Annotated in this window: 19 protein-coding genes; 16 read left to right on the forward strand and 3 right to left on the reverse strand. The window is 71.6% G+C overall.

Features of this window, described 5'->3' with window-relative positions; genetic code table 11:
* Window positions 1–40: 40 nt before the first annotated feature.
* From ACGF5T_RS20115 to ACGF5T_RS20125, 3 genes are all read right to left on the reverse strand, one after another.
* The gene (locus ACGF5T_RS20115; RefSeq protein WP_361016982.1) at window positions 41–1,405 is read right to left on the reverse strand and encodes a DUF58 domain-containing protein; all 1,365 of its coding nucleotides are present in this window, start codon (window positions 1,403–1,405) and stop codon (window positions 41–43) included.
* Window positions 1,405–2,478 (reverse strand): AAA family ATPase, encoded by a 1,074-nt coding sequence (locus ACGF5T_RS20120; protein WP_392888646.1) that lies wholly within the window; start codon window positions 2,476–2,478, stop codon window positions 1,405–1,407. Before ACGF5T_RS20120 ends, ACGF5T_RS20115 begins: the two co-directional genes overlap by 1 nt.
* 258 nt (window positions 2,479–2,736) lie before the next feature.
* Window positions 2,737–3,285 carry a carbonic anhydrase gene (locus tag ACGF5T_RS20125; protein ID WP_366766175.1) on the reverse strand — a complete coding sequence of 183 codons (549 nt, stop codon included), beginning with the start codon at window positions 3,283–3,285 and terminating at the stop codon, window positions 2,737–2,739.
* 427 nt (window positions 3,286–3,712) lie between these two features.
* Here ACGF5T_RS20125 and rsmH point away from each other — a divergent pair, with 427 nt between their 5' ends.
* From rsmH to divIVA, 16 genes are all read left to right on the forward strand, one after another.
* Window positions 3,713–4,669, forward strand: a complete 957-nt coding sequence (gene rsmH / locus ACGF5T_RS20130) for a 16S rRNA (cytosine(1402)-N(4))-methyltransferase RsmH (protein WP_079030121.1) — start codon at window positions 3,713–3,715, stop codon at window positions 4,667–4,669.
* A gap of 60 nt (window positions 4,670–4,729) precedes the next feature.
* The gene (locus ACGF5T_RS20135; RefSeq protein WP_356608137.1) at window positions 4,730–5,284 is read left to right on the forward strand and encodes a septum formation initiator family protein; all 555 of its coding nucleotides are present in this window, start codon (window positions 4,730–4,732) and stop codon (window positions 5,282–5,284) included.
* A complete protein-coding gene (locus tag ACGF5T_RS20140; protein ID WP_366766176.1) occupies window positions 5,281–7,248 on the forward strand; it encodes a penicillin-binding protein 2 in 1,968 nt (655 codons plus the stop codon). The genes ACGF5T_RS20135 and ACGF5T_RS20140 overlap by 4 nt, the downstream gene beginning before the upstream one ends.
* 248 nt (window positions 7,249–7,496) lie before the next feature.
* A complete protein-coding gene (locus tag ACGF5T_RS20145; protein WP_366766288.1) occupies window positions 7,497–9,032 on the forward strand; it encodes a UDP-N-acetylmuramoyl-L-alanyl-D-glutamate--2,6-diaminopimelate ligase in 1,536 nt (511 codons plus the stop codon).
* A gap of 37 nt (window positions 9,033–9,069) precedes the next feature.
* Window positions 9,070–10,500, forward strand: a complete 1,431-nt coding sequence (gene murF / locus ACGF5T_RS20150) for a UDP-N-acetylmuramoyl-tripeptide--D-alanyl-D-alanine ligase (RefSeq protein WP_366766177.1) — start codon at window positions 9,070–9,072, stop codon at window positions 10,498–10,500.
* Complete coding sequence (gene mraY / locus ACGF5T_RS20155) at window positions 10,500–11,591, forward strand: phospho-N-acetylmuramoyl-pentapeptide-transferase (protein WP_356608177.1); 1,092 nt, start codon at window positions 10,500–10,502, stop codon at window positions 11,589–11,591. The genes murF and mraY overlap by 1 nt, the downstream gene beginning before the upstream one ends.
* 11 nt (window positions 11,592–11,602) lie before the next feature.
* Window positions 11,603–13,024: a UDP-N-acetylmuramoyl-L-alanine--D-glutamate ligase gene (murD, locus tag ACGF5T_RS20160; protein ID WP_356608131.1), complete on the forward strand. Its 1,422-nt coding sequence runs from the start codon at window positions 11,603–11,605 to the stop codon at window positions 13,022–13,024.
* A 77-nt stretch (window positions 13,025–13,101) separates the two neighbouring features.
* Complete coding sequence (gene ftsW, locus ACGF5T_RS20165) at window positions 13,102–14,472, forward strand: putative lipid II flippase FtsW (protein ID WP_356608129.1); 1,371 nt, start codon at window positions 13,102–13,104, stop codon at window positions 14,470–14,472.
* A 6-nt stretch (window positions 14,473–14,478) separates the two neighbouring features.
* Window positions 14,479–15,573 (forward strand): undecaprenyldiphospho-muramoylpentapeptide beta-N-acetylglucosaminyltransferase, encoded by a 1,095-nt coding sequence (gene murG, locus ACGF5T_RS20170; RefSeq protein WP_366766178.1) that lies wholly within the window; start codon window positions 14,479–14,481, stop codon window positions 15,571–15,573.
* 23 nt (window positions 15,574–15,596) lie between these two features.
* Entirely contained in the window at window positions 15,597–16,391 is a 795-nt protein-coding gene (gene ftsQ / locus ACGF5T_RS20175) for a cell division protein FtsQ (RefSeq protein ID WP_361016970.1), read from the forward strand.
* 286 nt (window positions 16,392–16,677) lie between these two features.
* Window positions 16,678–17,883: a cell division protein FtsZ gene (ftsZ, locus tag ACGF5T_RS20180; RefSeq protein WP_356608123.1), complete on the forward strand. Its 1,206-nt coding sequence runs from the start codon at window positions 16,678–16,680 to the stop codon at window positions 17,881–17,883.
* Window positions 17,880–18,608 (forward strand): peptidoglycan editing factor PgeF, encoded by a 729-nt coding sequence (gene pgeF, locus ACGF5T_RS20185; protein ID WP_356608121.1) that lies wholly within the window; start codon window positions 17,880–17,882, stop codon window positions 18,606–18,608. The genes ftsZ and pgeF overlap by 4 nt, the downstream gene beginning before the upstream one ends.
* 6 nt (window positions 18,609–18,614) lie before the next feature.
* Window positions 18,615–19,334 carry a YggS family pyridoxal phosphate-dependent enzyme gene (locus ACGF5T_RS20190; RefSeq protein WP_366766179.1) on the forward strand — a complete coding sequence of 240 codons (720 nt, stop codon included), beginning with the start codon at window positions 18,615–18,617 and terminating at the stop codon, window positions 19,332–19,334.
* 129 nt (window positions 19,335–19,463) lie between these two features.
* Window positions 19,464–20,105 carry a cell division protein SepF gene (sepF, locus tag ACGF5T_RS20195; protein WP_356608118.1) on the forward strand — a complete coding sequence of 214 codons (642 nt, stop codon included), beginning with the start codon at window positions 19,464–19,466 and terminating at the stop codon, window positions 20,103–20,105.
* Between the two features lie 82 nt (window positions 20,106–20,187).
* Complete coding sequence (locus ACGF5T_RS20200) at window positions 20,188–20,472, forward strand: YggT family protein (protein ID WP_007448661.1); 285 nt, start codon at window positions 20,188–20,190, stop codon at window positions 20,470–20,472.
* 55 nt (window positions 20,473–20,527) lie between these two features.
* Window positions 20,528–21,712 (forward strand): apical growth/hyphal branching protein DivIVA, encoded by a 1,185-nt coding sequence (gene divIVA, locus ACGF5T_RS20205; RefSeq protein WP_356608116.1) that lies wholly within the window; start codon window positions 20,528–20,530, stop codon window positions 21,710–21,712.
* Window positions 21,713–21,760: the final 48 nt, after the last annotated feature.

A 21,760-nucleotide genomic window follows, 5' to 3' on the forward strand; every position in this document is an offset into this window, starting at 1 on the left:
CGGTCGGGCCCGCCGGGCCCCGTGTACCGCGCCGGCCCGTTCATCCCGTGCCCTCCCCGCCGCTCGCCGCCATGAGGCCGCTGCGCTCGCGGTCCGCCAGGCGCCACACTTCCTCCAGGGGGGCGCCCCGGGGGACGCCCACGGCGGTCCAGCCCGCCTCGCGCAACATCCGCAGCCGCTCCCCGCCCCCGTCCGGCGGGCCGGGGACCGGGGCCGGTTCCCCCGCCCAGACCCCGCCGTCCAGCACGAAGGCGACGGCACCACCGCTGCGGTGCCGCATCCTGGCGGCCACCGCGGCCTGCTCCTCGTCCAGATCACCGAAGAACGCCACCAGGAGCCCCTCGTTCCCGCCCCGCAGCACGTCGTAGGCGCGGGACAGGCCCGTGCCGTCGGAGTGGTCGATCACGGCGAGGGTGTCCATCATCAGCCCGGCCGCGTCCGCCGTGCCCTGGCTCGCGCCCGCGAAGCCGTCCGCGCCCTCGCCGGGCACCGAGTCACCGGTGTCCGTGAGCAACCGGACGGAGAAGCCCCGCTCCAGCATGTGCACCAGGACGGAGGCCGCGCCCGACACCGCCCATTCGAAGGCGGAGTCGGGGCCCGCGCCGTCGTAGGCCAGGCCCCGGGTGTCCAGGAGCACCGTGCAGCGGGCCCGCTGGGGCTGCTCCTCGCGGCGCACCATCAGCTCGCCGTAGCGCGCGGTGGAGCGCCAGTGCACGCGGCGCAGGTCGTCGCCGTGGCGGTACCCGCGCGGGATCACGTCGTCGTCGCCCGCCAGCGCGAGCGAGCGCTGCCGGCCCTCGCCGTACCCCCTCGCCTCCCCGCTCAGCCGCACCGGCGGCAACGCCTCCACCCGCGGGACGACGGTCAGGGTGTCGTACGTGGAGAAGGAGCGGGTCAGCTCGCACAGGCCGAACGGATCGGTCAGGCGCAGTTGCAGCGGACCCAGCGGGTAGCGGCCGCGCAGGTCCGAGCGGACCCGGTAGGACACCTCGCGGCGGCCGCCCGGCTCCACCCGGTCGAGGACGAAGCGGGGGCGCGGCCCCAGTACGTAGGGGACGCGGTCCTGGAGCATCAGCAGACCGGTGGGCAGCCGCGAGACGTTGTCGACGCGCAGGTGGACCCGGGCCTCGGCGCCGGCGGAGACCCGCCCCGGGGAGAGCCGGCGGCTGCCCGCCACCCGGTAGCGGGTGCGGTGGAGCACGGTCGCGCAGAGCAGCGGCAGCACGCTCAGCAGCAGCCCGACCCGCAGCAGGTCGCTCTGTCCGAGGACGTAGGCGCAGACCGCGGCGGCGATGCCGGCGGCCAGGAAGGAACGCCCACGGGTGGTCAGACCGGTCAGGGCGGTGCGGATGCCGCCGCCCTCGCCCCGGTCGCCCTCCGACCGGTCCGTCCCCCCGGTGTCCATCACAGCCTCCGCGGCGGTTGCTGGCCGTACGCCGGCGCGCCGCGGCCCATGCCCAAGCCCGTCTGCTGCTGGGGTGCCGCCGGCACCGGAGTGCGTTGCAGGATCTCCTGGACCACCTGCTCGGCGGTGCGGCGGCCCAGCTGGGCCTGGGCGGTGGGCAGCAGACGGTGGGCCAGGACGGCGACCGCGAGGGCCTGCACGTCGTCCGGCAGCGCGTACTCCCGGCCGCTCAGGGCGGCGGACGCCTTCGCCGCACGCAGCAGATGCAGCGTGGCGCGCGGCGAGGCGCCGAGTCTGAGGTCCGGGTGGGTGCGCGTGGCGGCGACCAGGTCCACGGCGTACCGCCGGACGGGGTCCGCGACATGGACGCCCCGGACGGTCTCGATCAGCTTGAGGATCTCGTGCGCGTGCGCCACCGGCTGGAGGTCGTCCAGCGGGTTCACCCCGCCGTGGACGTCGAGCATCTGCAGCTCGGCCTCCGGGCTGGGGTAGCCGATGGAGACCCGCGCCATGAAGCGGTCGCGCTGGGCCTCCGGCAGCGGATAGGTGCCCTCCATCTCGACCGGGTTCTGCGTCGCCACCACCATGAACGGGCTGGGCAGCTCGTAGGTCTGCCCGTCGATGGTGACCTGGCGCTCCTCCATCGACTCCAGCAGCGCGGACTGGGTCTTGGGCGAGGCGCGGTTGATCTCGTCGCCGATCACCACCTGCGCGAAGATGGCTCCCGGCTTGAACTCGAAGTCCCGGCGCTGCTGGTCCCAGATGGAGACCCCGGTGATGTCCGAGGGCAGCAGGTCCGGCGTGAACTGGATCCGGCGCACGGAGCAGTCGATCGACCGTGCCAGGGCCTTGGCCAGCATGGTCTTGCCGACGCCGGGGACATCCTCGATCAACAGGTGTCCCTCGGCGAGCAGCACGGTCAGGGAGAGCCGTACGACCTCGGGCTTGCCCTCGATCACGTCCTCCACCGAAGCGCGTACGCGCTCGACCACAGCGGTCAGATCGTCCCCCACGCTCGAATACGCTCGCGAGGGGGCACCCCCATGGCTCGCCTGATCGTCATAGGTCGTCACCCGGCCCTCCTCGGCCTTGCCCGCGCTTCCTGGGAAGCGGGGGTACCCCAACTTGCCGGGCCGTCCCTGACGTGCGGACCGGCCCCACCCCGAACCACGGACATCGCGCGGAAAAAGTTCCGCGCGACATCACTTCCCGCATTCTTGCTGCCGTTACCGATTCGTGTCACTCGCCTGTGGACAACTGCCCGCGATTTGTCAGGCCTTACGGTGTTTGCGGTGCTTGTACGGCGAGGGTCGTCGGGGTGGGCGGCCGGATCAGGTGGCGTCGACCTCGCGGAGCAGGCCCGTCTTCACGTCGTAGACGAAGCCGCGTACGTCGTCCGTGTGCGGCAGGAACGGCGAGGTCCGGACCCGCCGGATGGACTGCCGTACGTCCTGGTCGACGTCGCGGAAGGACTCCACCGCCCAACCGGGGCGCTGGCCGACCTCCAGCTCCAGCTCGTGCCGGAACTCCTCGGTGAGGGTCTCCATGCCGCACGCCGTGTGGTGGACGAGGATGACGCTGCGGGTGCCGAGCGCCCGCTGGCTGATGGTGAGGGAGCGGATCACGTCGTCGGTGACGGCACCGCCGGCGTTGCGGATGACGTGGCAGTCGCCGTTGCGCAGACCGAGCGCGGCGGTCACGTCCAGGCGCGCGTCCATGCAGGCCACGACGGCGGTCTGCAGGGCGGGGCGGCCCGCCAGCTCGGCGTCGGCGAACTCGGTGGCGTACCGCGCGTTCGCCTCGACGAACCGGTCGATGGCGGAACCGGCGCCGGTGGCGGCTGATGCGGAGCCCTCGGGGATCGATGCAGAAGTCGTCATAACCATGACGTTACTGGTCACCCCCGCTCCGGACTCGCTGAGAAGAGGGACAAAGAGCGTCATCGCGGCGTGTTGTGAGCCACCCCACAGACCCGGACGGGCGCGTCCGAGCGGGTGAAGTGCCACCTCGCGCCGATTCGTGCGCGCCCGCGTCCGCGACGCGCAGGCCGGTTGATTGACCGGGCGACACGGTGGACTAAAGTGACGCGAAGCGGGAGGCGAGGCTCTCCCTGCTGGACTGAAACCCCGGAGACCTGGACGACGTTCCGCCAGATCTCCCCACGTGCGCGGCGCGTACGTACGGCTCGGCCTCCTCCCGCTCCCGGCCGGCCGACGCCTCCGGCGCCGGCAGGCCTCCCCTTCACGAGCGAGCGGGAGGGGACCCGGCGGTGCGTGACGCCGTGCCGGACCTGAGAGGCCGCCCCACTTGAGTCAGAGTCGACACGTCCCGGTGATGCTCCAGCGGTGCCTGGACCTGCTGGCGCCCGCCCTCCAGGAGCCGGGCGCCGTGGTCGTCGACTGCACGCTGGGACTCGGCGGGCACAGCGAAGCGCTCCTCACCCGCTTCCCCGACGCCCGCCTCGTCGCCCTCGACCGGGACAAGGAGGCGCTGCGCCTGTCCGGCGAGCGGCTCGCCCCGTACGGGGAACGCGCCACCCTGGTCCACGCCGTGTACGACGAACTGCCCGACGTGCTGGACCGGCTCGGCGTCCCGCGCGTCCAGGGCGTGCTGTTCGACCTCGGCGTCTCCTCCATGCAGCTCGACGAGGCGGACCGCGGCTTCGCCTACGCCCAGGACGCCCCGCTCGACATGCGCATGGACCAGACGACCGGCATGAGCGCCGCCGAGGTCCTCAACACCTACCCGCCGGGCGAACTCGTCCGCATCCTGCGGGCGTACGGCGAGGAGAAGCAGGCCAAGCGGATCGTGTCCGCGATCGTGCGGGAGCGCGACAAGGAGCCGTTCAGCAACAGCGCGCGGCTCGTGGAGCTGATCCGGGCCGCCCTGCCGCAGGCCGCCAAGCGCACCGGCGGCAACCCGGCCAAGCGCACCTTCCAGGCCCTGCGCATCGAGGTCAACGGTGAGCTGTCCGTCCTGGAGCGGGCGGTCCCGGCCGCCGTCGAGGCCCTCGACGTGGGCGGACGGATCGCCGTCCTCTCGTACCACTCCCTGGAGGACCGGCTCGTCAAGCAGGTGTTCGCGGCCGGCGCGGCGAACACCGCACCTCCCGGACTGCCGGTCGTACCCGAACGCTACGCGCCCCGGCTCAAGCTGCTCACGCGCGGTGCCGAACTTCCCACCGAGCAGGAGATCGCCGAGAACCGGCGGGCGGCGCCGGCCCGGCTGCGCGGAGCCCAGCGGATCAGGGAGTCCATCGGGTGAAGCGAGTGAGGCAGGCCAGGTGCGGGTGCGGACGGTCCGCCCGGTCCGAGGGGAGGGCGAGTGGGTAGGAACCCCGAGCTGAAGGGGCGGGCGGCCCGGCTGGCCCAGCTCTTCCCACCCGGCGGCGCACGGGGCCAGGCGGCCCGCGCCCCCTTCGTCCTCCTCGTGGTCGTCCTCCTCGGCGGCGGCCTCATCGGGCTCCTGCTGCTGAACTCCGCCCTGAGCGAAGGCTCGTTCCAGCTGGACGACCTGAAGCAGGAGACGAAGGAGCTCACCGACGAGGAGCAGGCGCTCCAGCGGGACATCGACGCCTACTCCGCCCCCCGCGCCCTCCAGCGCCGCGCCCGCGAGCTGGGCATGGTGCCCGGCGGCGACCCCGCCTTCCTCGCCCCCGACGGCTCCGTCAAGGGCTCGCCGAGCCCCGCGCCCACCGCGGTCACCCCGCTGGTCGTGGCCCCCGAGGCACTGACCGCGCCGCCCGGCACCGACCCGCTCTCGACGGACGCGTCCGGCACCGGCACGTCCCCCACCGCCGCGCCCTCCACCGCCGGGCCGTCCGGCACGGGGGCCGGCTCCACGGCAGCGACCGACCCGACTCCGACCCCCGGCAGGTGACGGAAGTGTCCGACAGGGAACCGCCGCGCCGCCGTGTGCCCGGACCCGCCAGGCCCGTCCGCCCCGGCGGACGGCGGCAGCCGGGCCCCGGCGCCCGGCCCGCCCGCCGACCGGGCCCGCCCCGGCCGGCCGCGCCCCGTGTCATCCGGCTGGGCAGCCCCCGCCCGCGGCTGCGCCTGATCGGCCTCGCGCTGACCCTGGTGCTGTCCGCGTTCGTCGTACGGCTGCTCCAGGTGCAGGCCGTCGACGCCGGCACGTACACCGCCAAGGCCGAGCAGAACCACTACGTCGTCCACAAACTCCCCTCCGAGCGCGGTGGGATCACCGACCGCAACGGCGTCGCCCTCGCGTCCACCGTGGACGCCTACGACATCACCGCCGACCCGACGCTGTTCACCCGCGAGCAGTTGAAGGTCGGCGACGGCCCCGAGCAGGCGGCGGCGCTCCTCGCGCCGATCCTCGGAGAGGACCAGGAGGACCTGGTCGACCGGCTCCGCCCCGAGAACGGGAAGCTGCGCTACGTCGTCCTCGCCCGCCGGCAGACCCCGCAGGTCTGGAACCAGATCAAGGACCTGAAGAGCGCGCTCACCAAGAAGGCGGAGACGGACGAGTCCGTGGTCAACGTCCTCGCGGGCGTCCTCGCCGACCCCAGCAGCAAGCGCGTCTACCCGGGCGGCGACCTCGCCGCCTCCATCCTGGGCTGGGTCAACGCCGACGGCGAGGGCGGCGGCGGCCTCGAACGGAAGCTGAACGGGACGCTGGCCGGCAAGGACGGCGAGATCCGCTACGTGCAGTCCGGCGGCCGCCAGGTGCCCACCGCCGGCTCCACGGAGACGCCCGCCGTGCCCGGCAGCGACGTCGAGCTGACCATCGACCGCGACATCCAGTGGGCCGCCCAGGAGGCGATCAGCGCGCAGGTGGAGAAGTCCAAGGCGGACGGGGGCTACGTCATCGTCCAGGACACGGCCACCGGCGAGATCCTGGCCATGGCCAACTCGCCCGGCTTCGACCCGGCCGACCTCGCCCACGCCGACCCCGACGCGCTCGGCAACGCCGCCCTCCAGGACGCCTTCGAGCCCGGCTCCACCGCCAAGGTGATGTCGATGGCGGCCGTACTGGAGGAGAACGCCGCCACGCCCGGCACCCACATCACCGTCCCCAACCGGCTCAAGCGCGGCGACCGGCTCTTCAAGGACGACGTCGACCACCCGACCTGGTACCTCACGCTCAACGGCGTGCTCGCCAAGTCCAGCAACATCGGCACCATCATGGCCACCGGCGAACTGGGCAGGACCCAGCAGGAGGCCAACAAGGTGCTCCACTCCTACCTGCGCAGGTTCGGCCTCGGCGAGTACAGCGGGCTCGGCTTCCCCGGGGAGACCAAGGGCATCCTGGCGCCGCCCGACCAGTGGTCGACCTCGCAGCAGTACACGATTCCTTTCGGCCAGGGCGTGTCCGTGAACGCGCTGCAGGCGGCCTCCGTCTACTCGACCATCGCCAACGGTGGCGTCCGCGTCGAACCCACGCTCGTACGCGGCACCCAGGGCGACGACGACCGCTTCACGCCGGCCCCCGAGCCCAAGAAGACCCGGGTGATCAGCGAGAAGACCGCCAAGACCCTCGCGCGGATGCTGGAGTCCGTCGTCGACGACGAGGAAGGCACCGGCACCAAGGCCCGTATCCCCGGCTACCGGGTCGCGGGCAAGACGGGGACGGCCAACCGGGTGGATCCGGCCACCGGCCAGTACAAGGGGTACACCTCGTCGTTCGCCGGGTTCGCCCCCGCCGACAAGCCCCGCGTCACCGTCTACTGCGCCATCCAGAACGCCACCCAGGGCAGCTACTTCGGCGGCCAGATCTGCGGCCCCATCTACAAGCAGGTCATGGAGTTCGCCCTGAAGACCCTCCAGATCCCGCCGACCGGGGCCGCCCCCGCGAGGCTGCCGGTCGCCTTCAAGCCCTGACGAACCGAGCCAGAACCCAGCCGGAACCGAGCCGGACCCACTCAGAACGCAGCCGCACACCGAGCCAGTACCGAGCCAGCGCCGTTTCAGTACCGAGCCACCAGGAACCACCCGTGACAACGATCACCCCCGAGCCCGGGAACCAGAGCAGCCCCAGCCCCTCACTTCGCCGGGAAGCGGGTACGCCCGGTACGCTCACCGCCGTGCCACACGCTGATCAGTCCCAAACCACCCAGAAGGGCCACCCCGTGACCTACCCGGGACCGCCCCGTCCGGTGCGGAACTCCGCCACACCCCTCGCGGAACTCGCCGGTCAACTGGGTGTCACCGTGCCCGACGGCACCGCCGCCGTCACGGGCATCACCCATGACTCGCGCGCCGTCCGGCCCGGCGACCTCTACGCCGCCCTGCCCGGCGCCCGGCTGCACGGGGCGGACTTCGCCACCCAGGCCGCCGGCCTCGGCGCCGCGGCCGTGCTGACCGACCCGGCCGGCGCGGAGCGCGTCGCGGCCGCCGGCCTGCCGGCCCTGGTCGTCGACGACCCGCGCGCGCGGATGGGCGAGCTGGCGGCCACGATCTACGGCCACCCCGGCCGCGACCTCCTCCAGATCGGCATCACCGGCACCTCCGGCAAGACCACCACCGCCTACCTCGTCGAGGGCGGTCTGCGCACGGAGAGGTCCACCGGGCTGATCGGCACGGTCGAGATGCGCATCGGCGACGAGCGCATCAAGTCCGAGCGCACCACGCCCGAGGCCACCGACCTCCAGGCCCTGTTCGCGGTGATGCGCGAGCGCGGCACCGAGGCGGTCGCGATGGAGGTCTCCAGTCACGCGCTGGTACTCGGCCGGGTCGACGCCTGCGTCTTCGACATCGCGGTCTTCACCAACCTCAGCCCGGAGCACATGGAGTTCCACTCCGGCATGGAGGACTACTTCCAGGCGAAGGCGCAGCTCTTCACACCGGAGCGCAGCAGGCTCGGCGTGGTCAACGTCGACGACGAGTACGGGCGCCGCCTCGCGAACGAGGCCACCGTGCCGGTCGTCACCTACTCCGCGGAGGGCCACCCCGACGCCGACTGGCGCGCCGACGAGGTCGAGGTCGGCCCGCTCGACTCGACGTTCACCGTGCTCGGCCCCAAGGGCGAGCGCGTGACCGCCAGGTCGCCGCTGGCCGGCCCGTTCAACGTGGCGAACACCCTCGCCGCGATCGTCGCCCTCGCCGCCGCCGGACTCGACCCGCAGTCCGCCGCCGACGGCGTCGCCGCGGTGCCCGGCGTGCCCGGCCGCCTGGAGCGCGTGGACGAGGGCCAGCCGTACCTCGCGGTGGTCGACTACGCCCACAAGACCGACGCCGTCGAGTCCGTCCTGCGCGCCCTGCGCAAGGTCACCGAGGGCAGGCTGCACGCCGTGCTCGGCTGCGGCGGCGACCGGGACACCACCAAGCGGGAGCCGATGGGCGCCGCCGTGGCACGGTTCGCCGACACCGCCGTGCTGACCTCCGACAACCCCCGCTCCGAGGACCCCCTCGCGATCCTCGCCACCATGCTCCAGGGCGCGGCCTCCGTGCCCGCGCACGAGCGCGGCGAGGTCCAGGTCTTCGAGGACCGGGCCGCCGCGATCGCCGCCGCCGTCGCCCGGGCCGAGCCCGGCGACACCGTGCTGGTGGCGGGCAAGGGCCACGAGCAGGGCCAGGACATCGCCGGGGTGGTCCGCCCCTTCGACGACCGCCAGGTGCTGCGCGAAGCCATCAGGAAGACCCCCGTCCACAAGACCCAGGGATGAAGTCCCGAATGATCCAGATGATCCAGGGGATGAACTTGTGATCGCCCTCTCTCTCGCCGAGATCGCAGAAGTCGTCGGCGGGCGGATGCATGACATACCGGACGCGTCCGTGCAGGTCACCGGGCCGGTCGTCCGGGACTCGCGGGAAGCGGGGCCCGGCTGCCTGTTCGTCGCCTTCGTCGGCGAGCGGGTGGACGGCCACGACTGGGCGGCGCCGGTCGTCGAGGCGGGCGCGGTGGCCGTGCTCGGCTCCCGGCCCGTCGGCGTGCCCGCGATCGTCGTGGACGACGTGCAGACCGCCCTCGGAGCCCTCGCCCGGCACGTCGTGCGCCGCCTCGGCACCACCCTCGTGGCCCTCACCGGGTCGGCCGGCAAGACCAGCACCAAGGACCTCATCGCCCAGGTCCTGCGCCGCAAGGCGCCCACGGTGTTCACGCCGGGCTCCATGAACAACGAGGTCGGGCTGCCGCTCACCGCGCTCACCGCCACCGACGAGACCAGGTTCCTCGTCCTGGAGATGGGCGCCCGCGGCATCGGCCACATCCGCTACCTCTGCGAGCTGACCCCGCCGAAGGTCGGCCTCGTCCTCAACGTCGGTTCCGCGCACATCGGCGAGTTCGGCGGCCGGGAGCAGATCGCCCAGGCCAAGGGCGAACTCGTCGAGGCGCTGCCGCCGGCCGAGGAGGGGGGCACCGCGATCCTCAACGCGGACGACCCGCTCGTACGGGCCATGGCCTCCCGAACGAAGGCGAAGGTGATCCTTTTCGGAGAGTCCGACGAAGCGGACGTTCGCGGCGAGAACGTGCGACTCACGGACAGTGGACAGCCCTCGTTCAGGCTTCACACACCCTCCGGTGCAAGCGATGTGACCATGCGCCTGTACGGTGAGCACCACGTGTCGAACGCGCTCGCCGCGGCCGCCGTCGCCCACGAGTTGGGCATGTCCGCAGACGAGATCGCCACCGCGCTCTCCGAGGCGGGCTCCCTCTCCCGCTGGCGGATGGAGGTCACCGAGCGCCCGGACGGCGTGACGGTCGTCAACGACGCCTACAACGCGAACCCCGAGTCGATGAAGGCCGCGCTGCGTGCGCTGGTCGCCATGGGCAAAGCCGCACAGGCGAAGGGGGGCCGTACGTGGGCGGTGCTCGGCAAGATGGCCGAGCTCGGGGACGAGGCGCTCGCCGAGCACGACGCGGTCGGACGGCTTGCCGTCCGGCTCAACGTCAGCAAGCTCGTCGCGGTCGGGGGCAGGGAAGCCCAATGGCTGCAACTGGGCGCATATAACGAGGGTTCGTGGGGTGAGGAGTCGGTGCACGTGTCCGACGCACAGGCGGCGGTCGACCTGTTGCGCAGCGAGTTGCGCCCGGGAGACGTCGTACTCGTGAAGGCGTCCCGTTCGGTGGGTCTGGAGAGCGTCGCCGCGGCGCTGCTGGAGACCGGCGCCGAGGGTGAGGTCGCCGCCCGATGATGAAGCAGATCCTGTTCGCGGGCGTCATCGGCCTCTTCCTGACGCTGGTCGGCACCCCGCTGCTGATCAAGCTGCTGGCCCGCAAGGGCTACGGCCAGTACATCCGCGACGACGGACCGCGCGAGCACGCCAGCAAGCGCGGTACGCCGACGATGGGCGGTATCGCCTTCATCTTCGCCACGGTCGCCGCCTACTTCCTGGCCAAGGTGATCACCAGCTACCTGGACCCCGAGGCGGACGCGGCGCCGACCTTCTCGGGCCTGCTGGTGCTCGGCCTGATGGTGGGCATGGGCCTGGTCGGCTTCCTCGACGACTACATCAAGATCGTCAAGAGGCGTTCGCTGGGCCTGCGGGCCAAGGCGAAGATGGCCGGCCAGCTGATCGTCGGCATCGCGTTCGCGGTGCTCTCGCTCCAGTTCGCGGACAACCGCGGCAACACCCCGGCCTCCACCAAGCTGTCGTTCATCACCGACTTCGGCTGGTCCATCGGCCCGGTGCTGTTCGTCATCTGGGCGCTGTTCATGATCCTCGCGATGTCGAACGGCGTGAACCTGACCGACGGTCTGGACGGCCTGGCCACCGGCGCCTCCGTCCTGGTCTTCGGCGCCTACACCTTCATCGGCGTCTGGCAGTTCCAGGAGTCCTGCGCCAACGCGCTGACCCTCACCAACCCGGGCGCCTGCTACGAGGTGCGCGACCCGCTCGACCTCGCGGTGGTCTCCTCCGCGCTGATGGGCGCCTGCCTCGGCTTCCTGTGGTGGAACACCTCGCCGGCCAAGATCTTCATGGGCGACACCGGTTCGCTCGCGCTCGGCGGCGTGCTGGCGGGTCTGGCGATCTGCTCGCGCACCGAGCTGCTGATGGCCATCCTCGGCGGTCTGTTCGTCCTGATCACCATGTCGGTGGTCATCCAGGTCGGCTCCTTCCGCCTCACCGGCAAACGCGTCTTCCGGATGGCGCCACTCCAGCACCACTTCGAACTCAAGGGCTGGTCCGAGGTCCTTGTGGTGGTCCGCTTCTGGATCATCCAGGGCATCTGCGTGATCGTCGGACTGGGCCTCTTCTACGCGGGATGGGCAGCGGACAAGTGACCTCCTCCTCGGTGCCTTCCGAATTCCAGGGCAAGCACGTCACCGTCGCCGGCCTCGGCGTCTCCGGCGTCCCGGCGGCCAGGGTGCTGCACGGCCTCGGTGCGCGCGTCACGGTCGTCAACGACGGCGACGACGAACGCGCGCGGGGGCAGGCGGCGGACCTGGAGGCGCTCGGTGTCACCGTGCGCCTCGGCGACGGCTCCGCCGCGGTCCTGCCCGAGGGCACCGAGCTGATCGTCACCGCGCCGGGCTGGAAGCCGGACAAGCCGCTGTTCACGGCGGCCCGCGAGGCCGGCGTCCCCGTCTGGGGCGACGTCGAACTGGCCTGGCGCCTGCGCGGCCTGGACGGCAGGGAGCCGGCGCCCTGGCTGGCGGTCACCGGCACCAACGGCAAGACCACCACCGTCCAGATGCTCGCGTCGATCCTGAAGGCGGCCGGCCTGCGCACCGCCGCCGTCGGCAACATCGGCGTCTCGCTGCTGGACGCGGTCACCGGCGACGAGGAGTACGACGTCCTCGCGGTGGAGCTGTCCAGCTACCAGCTCCACTGGGCGTCCTCGCCGCGCGCCCACTCGGCCGCCGTGCTCAACCTCGCCCCCGACCACCTCGACTGGCACGGCTCCATGGAGGCCTACGCCGCCGACAAGGGCCGCGTCTACGAGGGCAATCGCGTCGCCTGCGTCTACAACGTGGCCGACAAGGCGACCGAGGACCTGGTCCGCGAGGCCGACGTCGAGGAGGGCTGCCGCGCCGTCGGCTTCACCCTCGGCACCCCGGCCCCGGGCCAACTCGGCGTCGTGGAGGGCCTCCTGGTCGACCGGGCCTTCGTCGAGGACCGGCAGAAGAACGCCCAGGAGCTCGCCGAGATCTCCGACGTGAACCCGCCGGCCCCGCACAACATCGCCAACGCCCTCGCCGCGGCGGCCCTCGCCCGTGCCTACGGCGTCTCCGCCGCCGCCGTACGCGACGGACTGCGGGCCTTCACGCCCGACGCCCACCGCATCGCGCACGTCGCCGACGTCGACGGGGTGGCGTACGTGGACGACTCCAAGGCGACCAACACCCACGCCACCGAGGCCTCCTTGGCGGCGTACGGGTCGATCGTCTGGATCGCCGGCGGGCTGGCCAAGGGAGCGACTTTCGACGAGCTGGTCACCGGCGCGGCGAAGCGGCTGCGCGGAGCCGTGCTCATCGGCGCCGACCGCGGCCTGATCCGGGAAGCCCTGGCGCGACACGCGCCCGAGGTACCCGTGGTCGACCTCGACCGGACCGACACTGGGGCGATGCTCCAGGCCGTCCAGGAGGCCCAGCGACTCGCCCGGCCCGGTGACACGGTGCTGCTGGCCCCGGCCTGTGCCTCCATGGACATGTTCACCAACTACAACCAGCGTGGTGACGCGTTCGCGGAGGCCGTTCGCGAACTCGGCGCCTGACCCGGCAGCCTCCTGCGCCGGGCGACCTCGGGAGGGACGCGTGGGACGGTCCATGCCGACGTACAGCGGAGGCCACGATGCCCGGTAGCCCTCAGAGCCGTACCGGGCGCCCGCCCGTGCAGCGGGCCGTCAAGCGACCCGCCACGCCGGGGCCGGTGCACGAGAACCCCGTGCTCCGCCTCTACCACCGTCTGCGCCGCGCCTGGGACCGGCCGCTGACCGCGTACTACCTGATCTCCGGCGGCAGCGCGCTGATCACCGTGCTCGGCCTGGTGATGGTCTACTCGGCCTCCCAGATCACCGCGCTCCAGCTGTCGCTGCCGGGCTCGTACTTCTTCCGCAAGCAGTTCCTGGCCGCCCTGATCGGCGCCGGACTGCTGGTGGCCGCCATGCGGATGCCGGTGAAGCTGCACCGCGCGCTGGCCTACCCGATCCTCGCCGGTGCCGTCTTCCTCATGATCCTGGTGCAGGTGCCGGGGATAGGAGTAGCGGTCAACGGCAACCAGAACTGGATCGCCCTGGGCGGCTCCTTCCAGATCCAGCCCAGTGAGTTCGGGAAGCTGGCCCTGGTCCTGTGGGGCGCGGACCTGCTGGCCCGCAAGCAGGACCGCAGGCTGCTGACGCAGTGGAAGCACATGCTGGTGCCGCTGGTGCCGGCCGCCTTCATGCTGCTCGGACTGATCATGATCGGCGGCGACATGGGCACGGCGATCATCCTGACCGCCATCCTGTTCGGCCTGTTGTGGCTGGCCGGCGCCCCCACCCGGCTGTTCGCCGGGGTGCTGTCGATCGCCGTGCTGCTGGGGTTCATCCTCATCAAGACCAGCCCCAACCGCATGGCCCGGCTGAACTGCCTGGGCGCCACCGACCCCGGGCCGGGCGACGCCTGCTGGCAGGCCGTGCACGGCATCTACGCCCTCGCCTCGGGCGGACTGTTCGGTTCCGGACTGGGCGCCAGTGTGGAGAAATGGGGGCAACTCCCGGAAGCCCACACGGACTTCATCTTCGCCGTCACCGGTGAGGAACTGGGTCTGGCGGGGACGCTGTCGGTGCTCGCCCTCTTCGCGGCTCTAGGCTATGCGGGTATCCGCGTGGCCGGACGCACGGAGGACCCCTTCGTGAGGTATGCCGCGGGAGGCGTGACCACCTGGATCACGGCCCAGGCCGTGATCAACATCGGTGCGGTCCTCGGGCTGCTGCCGATCGCCGGTGTCCCGCTCCCGCTGTTCTCCTACGGGGGTTCCGCCCTGCTGCCGACCATGTTCGCCATCGGTCTGCTGATCGCCTTCGCGCGTGACGAGCCCGGTGCGCGGGCGGCGCTCGCGCTGCGGCAACCTCGCTTTGGTAGAAAGCGGGGAGCCGGGGGCACCGGGTCCAAGCGGAGCCCACGGAGTTGGAACACGATGCGACGGCGTGCCTCGGCGGCGCGCTCGTCCGGAGAGCGGTGAATTTCGGTGCATGTCGTACTCGCCGGCGGAGGAACCGCGGGCCACATCGAGCCCGCGCTCGCCCTCGCGGACGCCCTGCGCAGGCAGGATCCGACCGTGGGGATCACGGCCCTGGGCACGGAACGCGGCCTCGAGACCCGCCTCGTACCCGAGCGCGGGTACGAACTGGCGCTGATCCCGGCCGTACCGCTGCCGCGCAAGCCCACCCCCGAGCTGATCACCGTCCCGGGCCGGCTGCGCGGCACCATCAAGGCGACCGAGCAGATCCTGGAACGCACCAAGGCGGACGCCGTGGTCGGCTTCGGCGGCTACGTCGCCCTGCCCGGCTACCTCGCGGCCAAGCGGCTCGGCGTGCCGATCGTCGTCCACGAGGCCAACGCCCGCCCGGGCCTGGCCAACAAGATCGGCTCGCGCTACGCCGCACAGGTCGCCGTCTCGACCCCGGACAGCAAGCTGCGCAACTCCCGCTACATCGGCATCCCGCTGCGCCGCTCCATCGCCACCCTGGACCGGGCCGCCGCCCGCCCCGAGGCCCGCGCGGCGTTCGGCCTCGACCCCAACCTGCCCACGCTGCTGGTCACCGGCGGCTCGCAGGGCGCCCGCCGCCTCAACGAGGTCGTCCAGCAGGTCGCGCCCTGGCTCCAGCAGGCCGGAATCCAGATCCTGCACGCGGTCGGCCCCAAGAACGAACTGCCGCAGGTCCACCAGATGCCGGGAATGCCCCCGTACATCCCGGTAAGTTACCTGGACCGGATGGACCTCGCGTACGCCGCGGCCGACATGATGCTCTGCCGTGCGGGCGCGATGACCGTCGCCGAACTCTCCGCCGTCGGACTCCCGGCCGCCTACGTCCCGCTGCCCATCGGCAACGGCGAACAGCGGCTCAACGCCCAGCCGGTGGTCAAGGCCGGCGGCGGACTGCTGGTCGACGACGCGGAGCTGACGCCGGAGTGGCTGCAGCGCAACGTCCTGCCCGTGCTGGCCGACCCGCACCGGCTGTACGAGATGTCCCGCGCCGCCGCCGAGTTCGGCCGCCGGGACGCCGACGACCTCCTCGTCGGCATGGTGTACGAGGCGATCGCCGCCCGCGCGCACCGCTAGGCACTGACGGAAGGCAGGGGAGCGTGGCCGGACCGACCACCGCCGAGCGCGGGGAACGTCAACAGGAGTCGTCCGGCCCGCCCCGTGCGCGTCGGTTCGGCCCGCCCCGACTTCGTACGATCATCATCCTGGCCGTCGCCCTTGTGCTCGTCGCCGGCGGGGCCTTCTGGCTGCTCTACAGCTCGAGCTGGACGCGTGTCGAACGCGTCTCCGTCGCCGGAACCCGTGTGCTGACGCCCGCGCAGGTGCGCGAGGCCGCCGACGTGCCCGTCGGGGAACCGCTGGTCTCCGTCGACACCGGGGCGATCGAGGCCCGGCTGCGCAAGGAACTGCCCCGCATCGACGAGATCGAGGCCGAGCGTTCCTGGCCGCACGGAATCGAGCTGAAAGTGAAGGAGCGGACTCCGGTTCTGGTGGTCGAAAAAGGCCGGAAGTTCGTGGAAGTGGACGCGGAAGGTGTCCGTTACGCCACGGTCTCCCGGGCCCCGAAAGGCGTGCCCGAGCTGGAATTGAAGCCCGCCCGGTCCGGTTCGGCCGCGGCCAGCCTGCGCCGCTTCGACGAGGACCGCCTGGTGGTGGAGGCGGTGCGGGCGGCGGGTCGCCTTCCGGGCCCGGTCGCCCGGGACGCACGGGTCGTCAAGGTGCGTTCCTACGACGACATCTCGGTCGAACTGAGCGGGGGCCGGACCGTCGCCTGGGGGAGCGGGGAGCAGGGGGCGCGCAAGGCGGGCGCGCTCACCGCGCTGATGAAAGCGGCGCCCAAGGCGCGGCACTTCGACGTGAGTGTTCCCACGGCCCCCGCGTCATCAGGGAGTTGACGGGTATACACGCAGGCCAGCACCCTGGTTGGGCAGCGCTACGGCTGATCACATAGGGTGAAAAGAAAAACGGGAGGTTCGGCGTGTTCGTTGAACGTGCGCCACTTGTCGACTTAGTGTCCTGTTCAGAAGACTCCAAGGAACAGACACACTGGTAACCCTAAACTTCAGCGTTAGGGTTCGGGTCGGCGCTACGGACCGTCCCAATCGGCATCAGTCGTCGGTCGCGGGGCAGCAGTGCTCCGGCGATCCGACGACACGTAACTCGAGGCGAGAGGCCTTCGACGTGGCAGCACCGCAGAACTACCTCGCAGTCATCAAAGTCATCGGTGTCGGCGGCGGTGGTGTCAATGCCATCAACCGGATGATCGAGGTCGGTCTCAAGGGCGTCGAGTTCATCGCCATCAACACCGACGCGCAAGCTCTGTTGATGAGCGACGCCGACGTCAAGCTCGACGTCGGCCGTGAACTCACCCGCGGACTCGGCGCCGGAGCCAACCCGGCCGTCGGCCGCAAGGCCGCCGAGGACCACCGCGAGGAGATCGAGGAGGTCCTCAAGGGGGCCGACATGGTCTTCGTGACAGCCGGCGAAGGCGGCGGCACCGGCACCGGCGGCGCGCCCGTCGTGGCCAACATCGCCCGCTCGCTGGGCGCCCTCACCATCGGCGTGGTCACCCGCCCGTTCACCTTCGAGGGACGGCGCCGGGCCAACCAGGCCGAGGACGGCATCGCGGAGCTCCGCGAAGAGGTCGACACCCTCATCGTCATCCCCAACGACCGGCTGCTGTCCATCTCGGACCGCCAGGTCAGCGTGCTGGACGCGTTCAAGTCCGCCGACCAGGTGCTGCTGTCCGGTGTGCAGGGCATCACCGACCTCATCACCACCCCGGGCCTGATCAACCTGGACTTCGCCGACGTGAAGTCGGTCATGTCCGAGGCGGGGTCCGCCCTCATGGGCATCGGCTCGGCCCGCGGCGACGACCGCGCGGTGGCCGCGGCCGAGATGGCGATCTCCTCGCCGCTCCTGGAGGCGTCCATCGACGGCGCCCGGGGCGTGCTGCTCTCCATCTCCGGCGGCTCCGACCTCGGCCTGTTCGAGATCAACGAGGCCGCCCAGCTGGTCAGCGAGGCCGCCCACCCCGAGGCCAACATCATCTTCGGCGCGGTCATCGACGACGCCCTCGGCGACGAGGTCCGGGTCACCGTGATCGCGGCCGGCTTCGACGGGGGCCAGCCGCCGTCCAAGCAGCGGGACAACGTCCTCGGCTCCTCCTCGCCCAAGCGCGAGGAGCCCACCCCGGCGCGGCAGACCGAGAGCCGTCCGTCCTTCGGTTCGCTCGGCAGCGTGAAGCCGAAGGAGGAGCCGGAGCCGGCCCCCGCACCGGAGCCGGTGAGCGACCTGCCGCCGGTCGCCCCGCCGCCGGTCCCGCCGTCCCGGACCTACTCGGACAGCGCGGCCGAGGAACTGGACGTGCCGGACTTCCTGAAGTGATAGGACAGCGCGACACCGTGAACGGCGCGCACTTCGGCTTCACCGACCGGTGGGGCGGAGTGAGCGCCGTTCCGTACGAGGAGCTGAACCTCGGCGGCGCGGTCGGCGACGACCCCGGCGCCGTCACGGCCAACCGGGAGCTGGCCGCCAAGTCGCTGGGCGTCGACCCGGCCCGGGTGGTCTGGATGAACCAGGTGCACGGCGCCGACGTCGCCGTGGTCGACGGACCCTGGGGGGACCGCCCGGTCCCGCGGGTCGACGCGATCGTCACCGCCGAACGCGGTCTCGCCCTCGCCGTCCTCACCGCCGACTGCGTCCCCGTCCTGCTGGCCGACCCCGTCGCCGGTGTCGCCGCCGCGGCCCACGCGGGCCGGCCGGGCCTGGTCGCCGGGGTCGTCCCCGCCGCCGTACGGGCCATGGCGGAACTCGGCGCCGATCCCGCCCGCGTCGTCGCCCGCACCGGACCCGCCGTGTGCGGCCGGTGCTACGAGGTGCCCGAGGAGATGCGCGCCGAGGTGAGTGCCGTCGAACCGGCGGCGCACGCCGTGACGGGCTGGGGTACGCCGGCGGTCGACGTGGGCGCCGGGGTGCACGCGCAGCTCGAGCGACTCGGGGTGCGCGACCGGGCGCAGTCGCCGGTGTGCACCCGGGAGTCGGAGGACCACTTCTCGTACCGACGCGACCGCACCACCGGGCGGCTCGCGAGCTATGTCTGGCTGGACTGATGGGGCATGACGGACCGTAAGCACGAACTCGCCGCGAACCTGGCCACGGTCGAGGAGCGCATCGCCGCCGCCTGTGCGGCCGTCGGCCGCCGGCGCGACGAGGTGGCCCTGATCGTGGTCACCAAGACCTACCCGGCGGACGATGTGCGGATTCTCTCCGACCTCGGCGTGCGCCATGTCGCCGAGAACCGCGACCAGGACGCGGCCCCCAAGGCCGCGGCCTGCTCGGATCTGCCGCTTTCGTGGCATTTCGTCGGTCAGTTGCAGACCAACAAGGTGCGCTCCGTGGTCGGCTACGCGGATGTCGTGCAGTCCGTCGACCGCCCCAAGCTGGTCACCGCCCTGTCCAGGGAGGCCGTACGCACCGGGCGCGAGGTGGGCTGCCTGCTCCAGGTCGCGCTCGACGCGGGGGAGAGCGGTCGCGGGGAACGCGGCGGCGTCGGTCCCGCGGGGGTCGAGGAGTTGGCCGACCTGGTCGCCGGGGCGGAAGGGCTGCGGCTCGACGGGCTGATGACCGTCGCTCCCCTCACCGGCGAGTACGCGGGGCGCCAACAGGCGGCGTTCGAACGCCTCATGGATTTGTCGACCCGCGTGCGCCGGACCCATCCGGCTGCGAACATGGTCTCCGCAGGAATGAGCGCGGACCTCGAGCAGGCCGTGGCCGCCGGGGCGACACATGTACGCGTCGGCACCGCGGTACTCGGAGTCCGCCCCAGGCTCGGGTAACGTCGCCAAGAAGTCGGACCACAGCAGAAAATATGGTCATTACCGCCGAAAGGCGGATGCAACGACCTCGTGGATCGCGGGCACTTGGCAGTCGTCAGCCGATCCACCACAGAGCGGAGGACTCAGAGAATGGCCGGCGCGATGCGCAAGATGGCGGTCTACCTCGGCCTCGTGGAGGACGATGGGTACGACGGCCGGGGGTTCGACCCCGACGACGACTTCGAACCCGAGCTGGACCCGGAGCCCGAGCGGGACCACCGGCGGCACGAGCCCGTCCACCAGCCCCATGGTTCACATCAGCCCCAAAGGGACGAAGAGGTACGAGTCGTACAACCGCCCCCGCAGCGCGAGCCGGTGCCCCGCTCCCCTTCGCTCGCGGCGGAATCCAGCCGCCCGGCGCGGATCGCGCCCGTGGCATCCATCACACAAGAACGCGCAAGCCTGGAAAAGAGCGCACCGGTCATCATGCCCAAGGTCGTGTCCGAACGAGAGCCCTACCGGATCACCACACTTCACCCCCGGACCTACAACGAGGCCCGTACCATCGGGGAACACTTCCGTGAGGGCACGCCGGTGATCATGAATCTCACTGAGATGGATGACACAGATGCGAAGCGACTTGTCGACTTTGCGGCCGGTTTGGTGTTTGGTCTTCACGGCAGTATCGAGCGGGTGACGCAGAAGGTGTTCCTGCTGTCTCCTGCTAACGTCGATGTCACGGCGGAGGACAAGGCCCGCATCGCAGAGGGCGGGTTCTTCAACCAGAGCTGAGACGCACCACCGGTACAGAGCAAGAACACGGATCCGAGAACCGGGTCCGAGAGATGGTTCAGGGGAGAGGGAAGCACAGGTCATGAGCGTGGTCCTGGATGTCGTCTACATCGCGCTGATGTGCTTCCTCATCGTGCTCATCTTCCGGTTGGTCATGGACTACGTCTTCCAGTTCGCCCGCTCGTGGCAACCCGGCAAGGCGATGGTGGTCGTTCTGGAGGCCACCTACACTGTCACCGATCCACCGTTGAAGCTTCTGCGGCGGTTCATTCCGCCGCTGCGTCTCGGGGGCGTGGCGCTCGACCTGTCCTTCTTCGTACTGATGATCATCGTCTACATCCTGATCTCGATCGTGAGCCGGCTGTGATCGATGAGAGAGATACGGGCTTGCCGAATGCCGACGACAACGTTGAGGTGAAGAGATGCCGTTGACCCCCGAGGACGTGCGGAACAAGCAGTTCACGACCGTCCGCCTCCGAGAAGGCTATGACGAGGACGAGGTCGATGCCTTCCTCGATGAGGTCGAAGCCGAACTGACCCGGCTGCTCCGCGAGAACGAGGACCTGCGCGCCAAGCTGGCCGCGGCGACGCGCGCGGCCGCGCAGAACCAGCAGAACATGCGCAAGCCCCCGGAGCCCCCGCAGGATCAGCAGCAGCACCCGCAGCAGCACCCCCAGCAGGGGATGCCGCAGCAGGGGATGCCGCAGCAGGGCATGCGAGGTCCCGGCGCTCCGGTGCCCGCCGGCATATCGGGCCCGCCGCAGCAGCAGATGGGTGGCCCCATGGGTGGCCCGCCCCAGCTGCCGAGCGGTGCCCCGCAGCTGCCCGCCGGCCCCGGCGGTCAGGGTGGTCCGCAGGGGCCCGGCCCGATGGGTCAGGGTCCGGGACCGATGGGCCAGGGCGGCCCCGGTCCGATGCAGGGCCAGATGGGCCCCGGCCCGATGGGCGGCCCCATGGGTGGCCCGCAGGGTCCCGGTGGCCCGGGCATGCCCGGTCAGGGCGGCCCCGGTGGCGACAGCGCCGCCCGTGTCCTCTCGCTGGCCCAGCAGACCGCCGACCAGGCGATCGCCGAGGCCCGTTCCGAGGCCAACAAGATCGTCGGCGAGGCGCGTTCGCGTGCCGAGGGTCTGGAGCGCGACGCGCGTGCCAAGGCCGACGCCCTGGAGCGGGACGCGCAGGAGAAGCACCGCGTCGCGATGGGCTCCCTGGAGTCCGCCCGCGCCACGCTGGAGCGCAAGGTCGAGGACCTGCGCGGCTTCGAGCGCGAGTACCGGACGCGACTGAAGTCGTACCTGGAGTCGCAGCTGCGTCAGCTGGAGACCCAGGCGGACGACTCGCTCGCCCCGCCGCGCACGCCCGCCACGGCCTCCCTGCCGCCGTCCCCGGCGCCCTCGATGGCTCCGGCCGGCGCGAGTGCCCCGTCCTACGGTGGCAACCAGTCGATGGGCGGCGGTCCGGGCCAGTCCGGGCCGTCCTACGGCGGACAGCAGCAGATGTCGCCGGCGATGACCCAGCCGATGGCGCCGGTGCGTCCGCAGGGCCCGTCGCCGATGGGGCAGGCGCCCTCGCCGATGCGCGGGTTCCTGATCGACGAGGACGACAACTGAGCTGTCCCGGACTGACGTCCGGCAAGTAGTACGGCGTTGCCTTCGGCA

Source organism: Streptomyces sp. NPDC047853 (assembly GCF_043204535.1).
Lineage (GTDB): Bacteria > Actinomycetota > Actinomycetes > Streptomycetales > Streptomycetaceae > Streptomyces.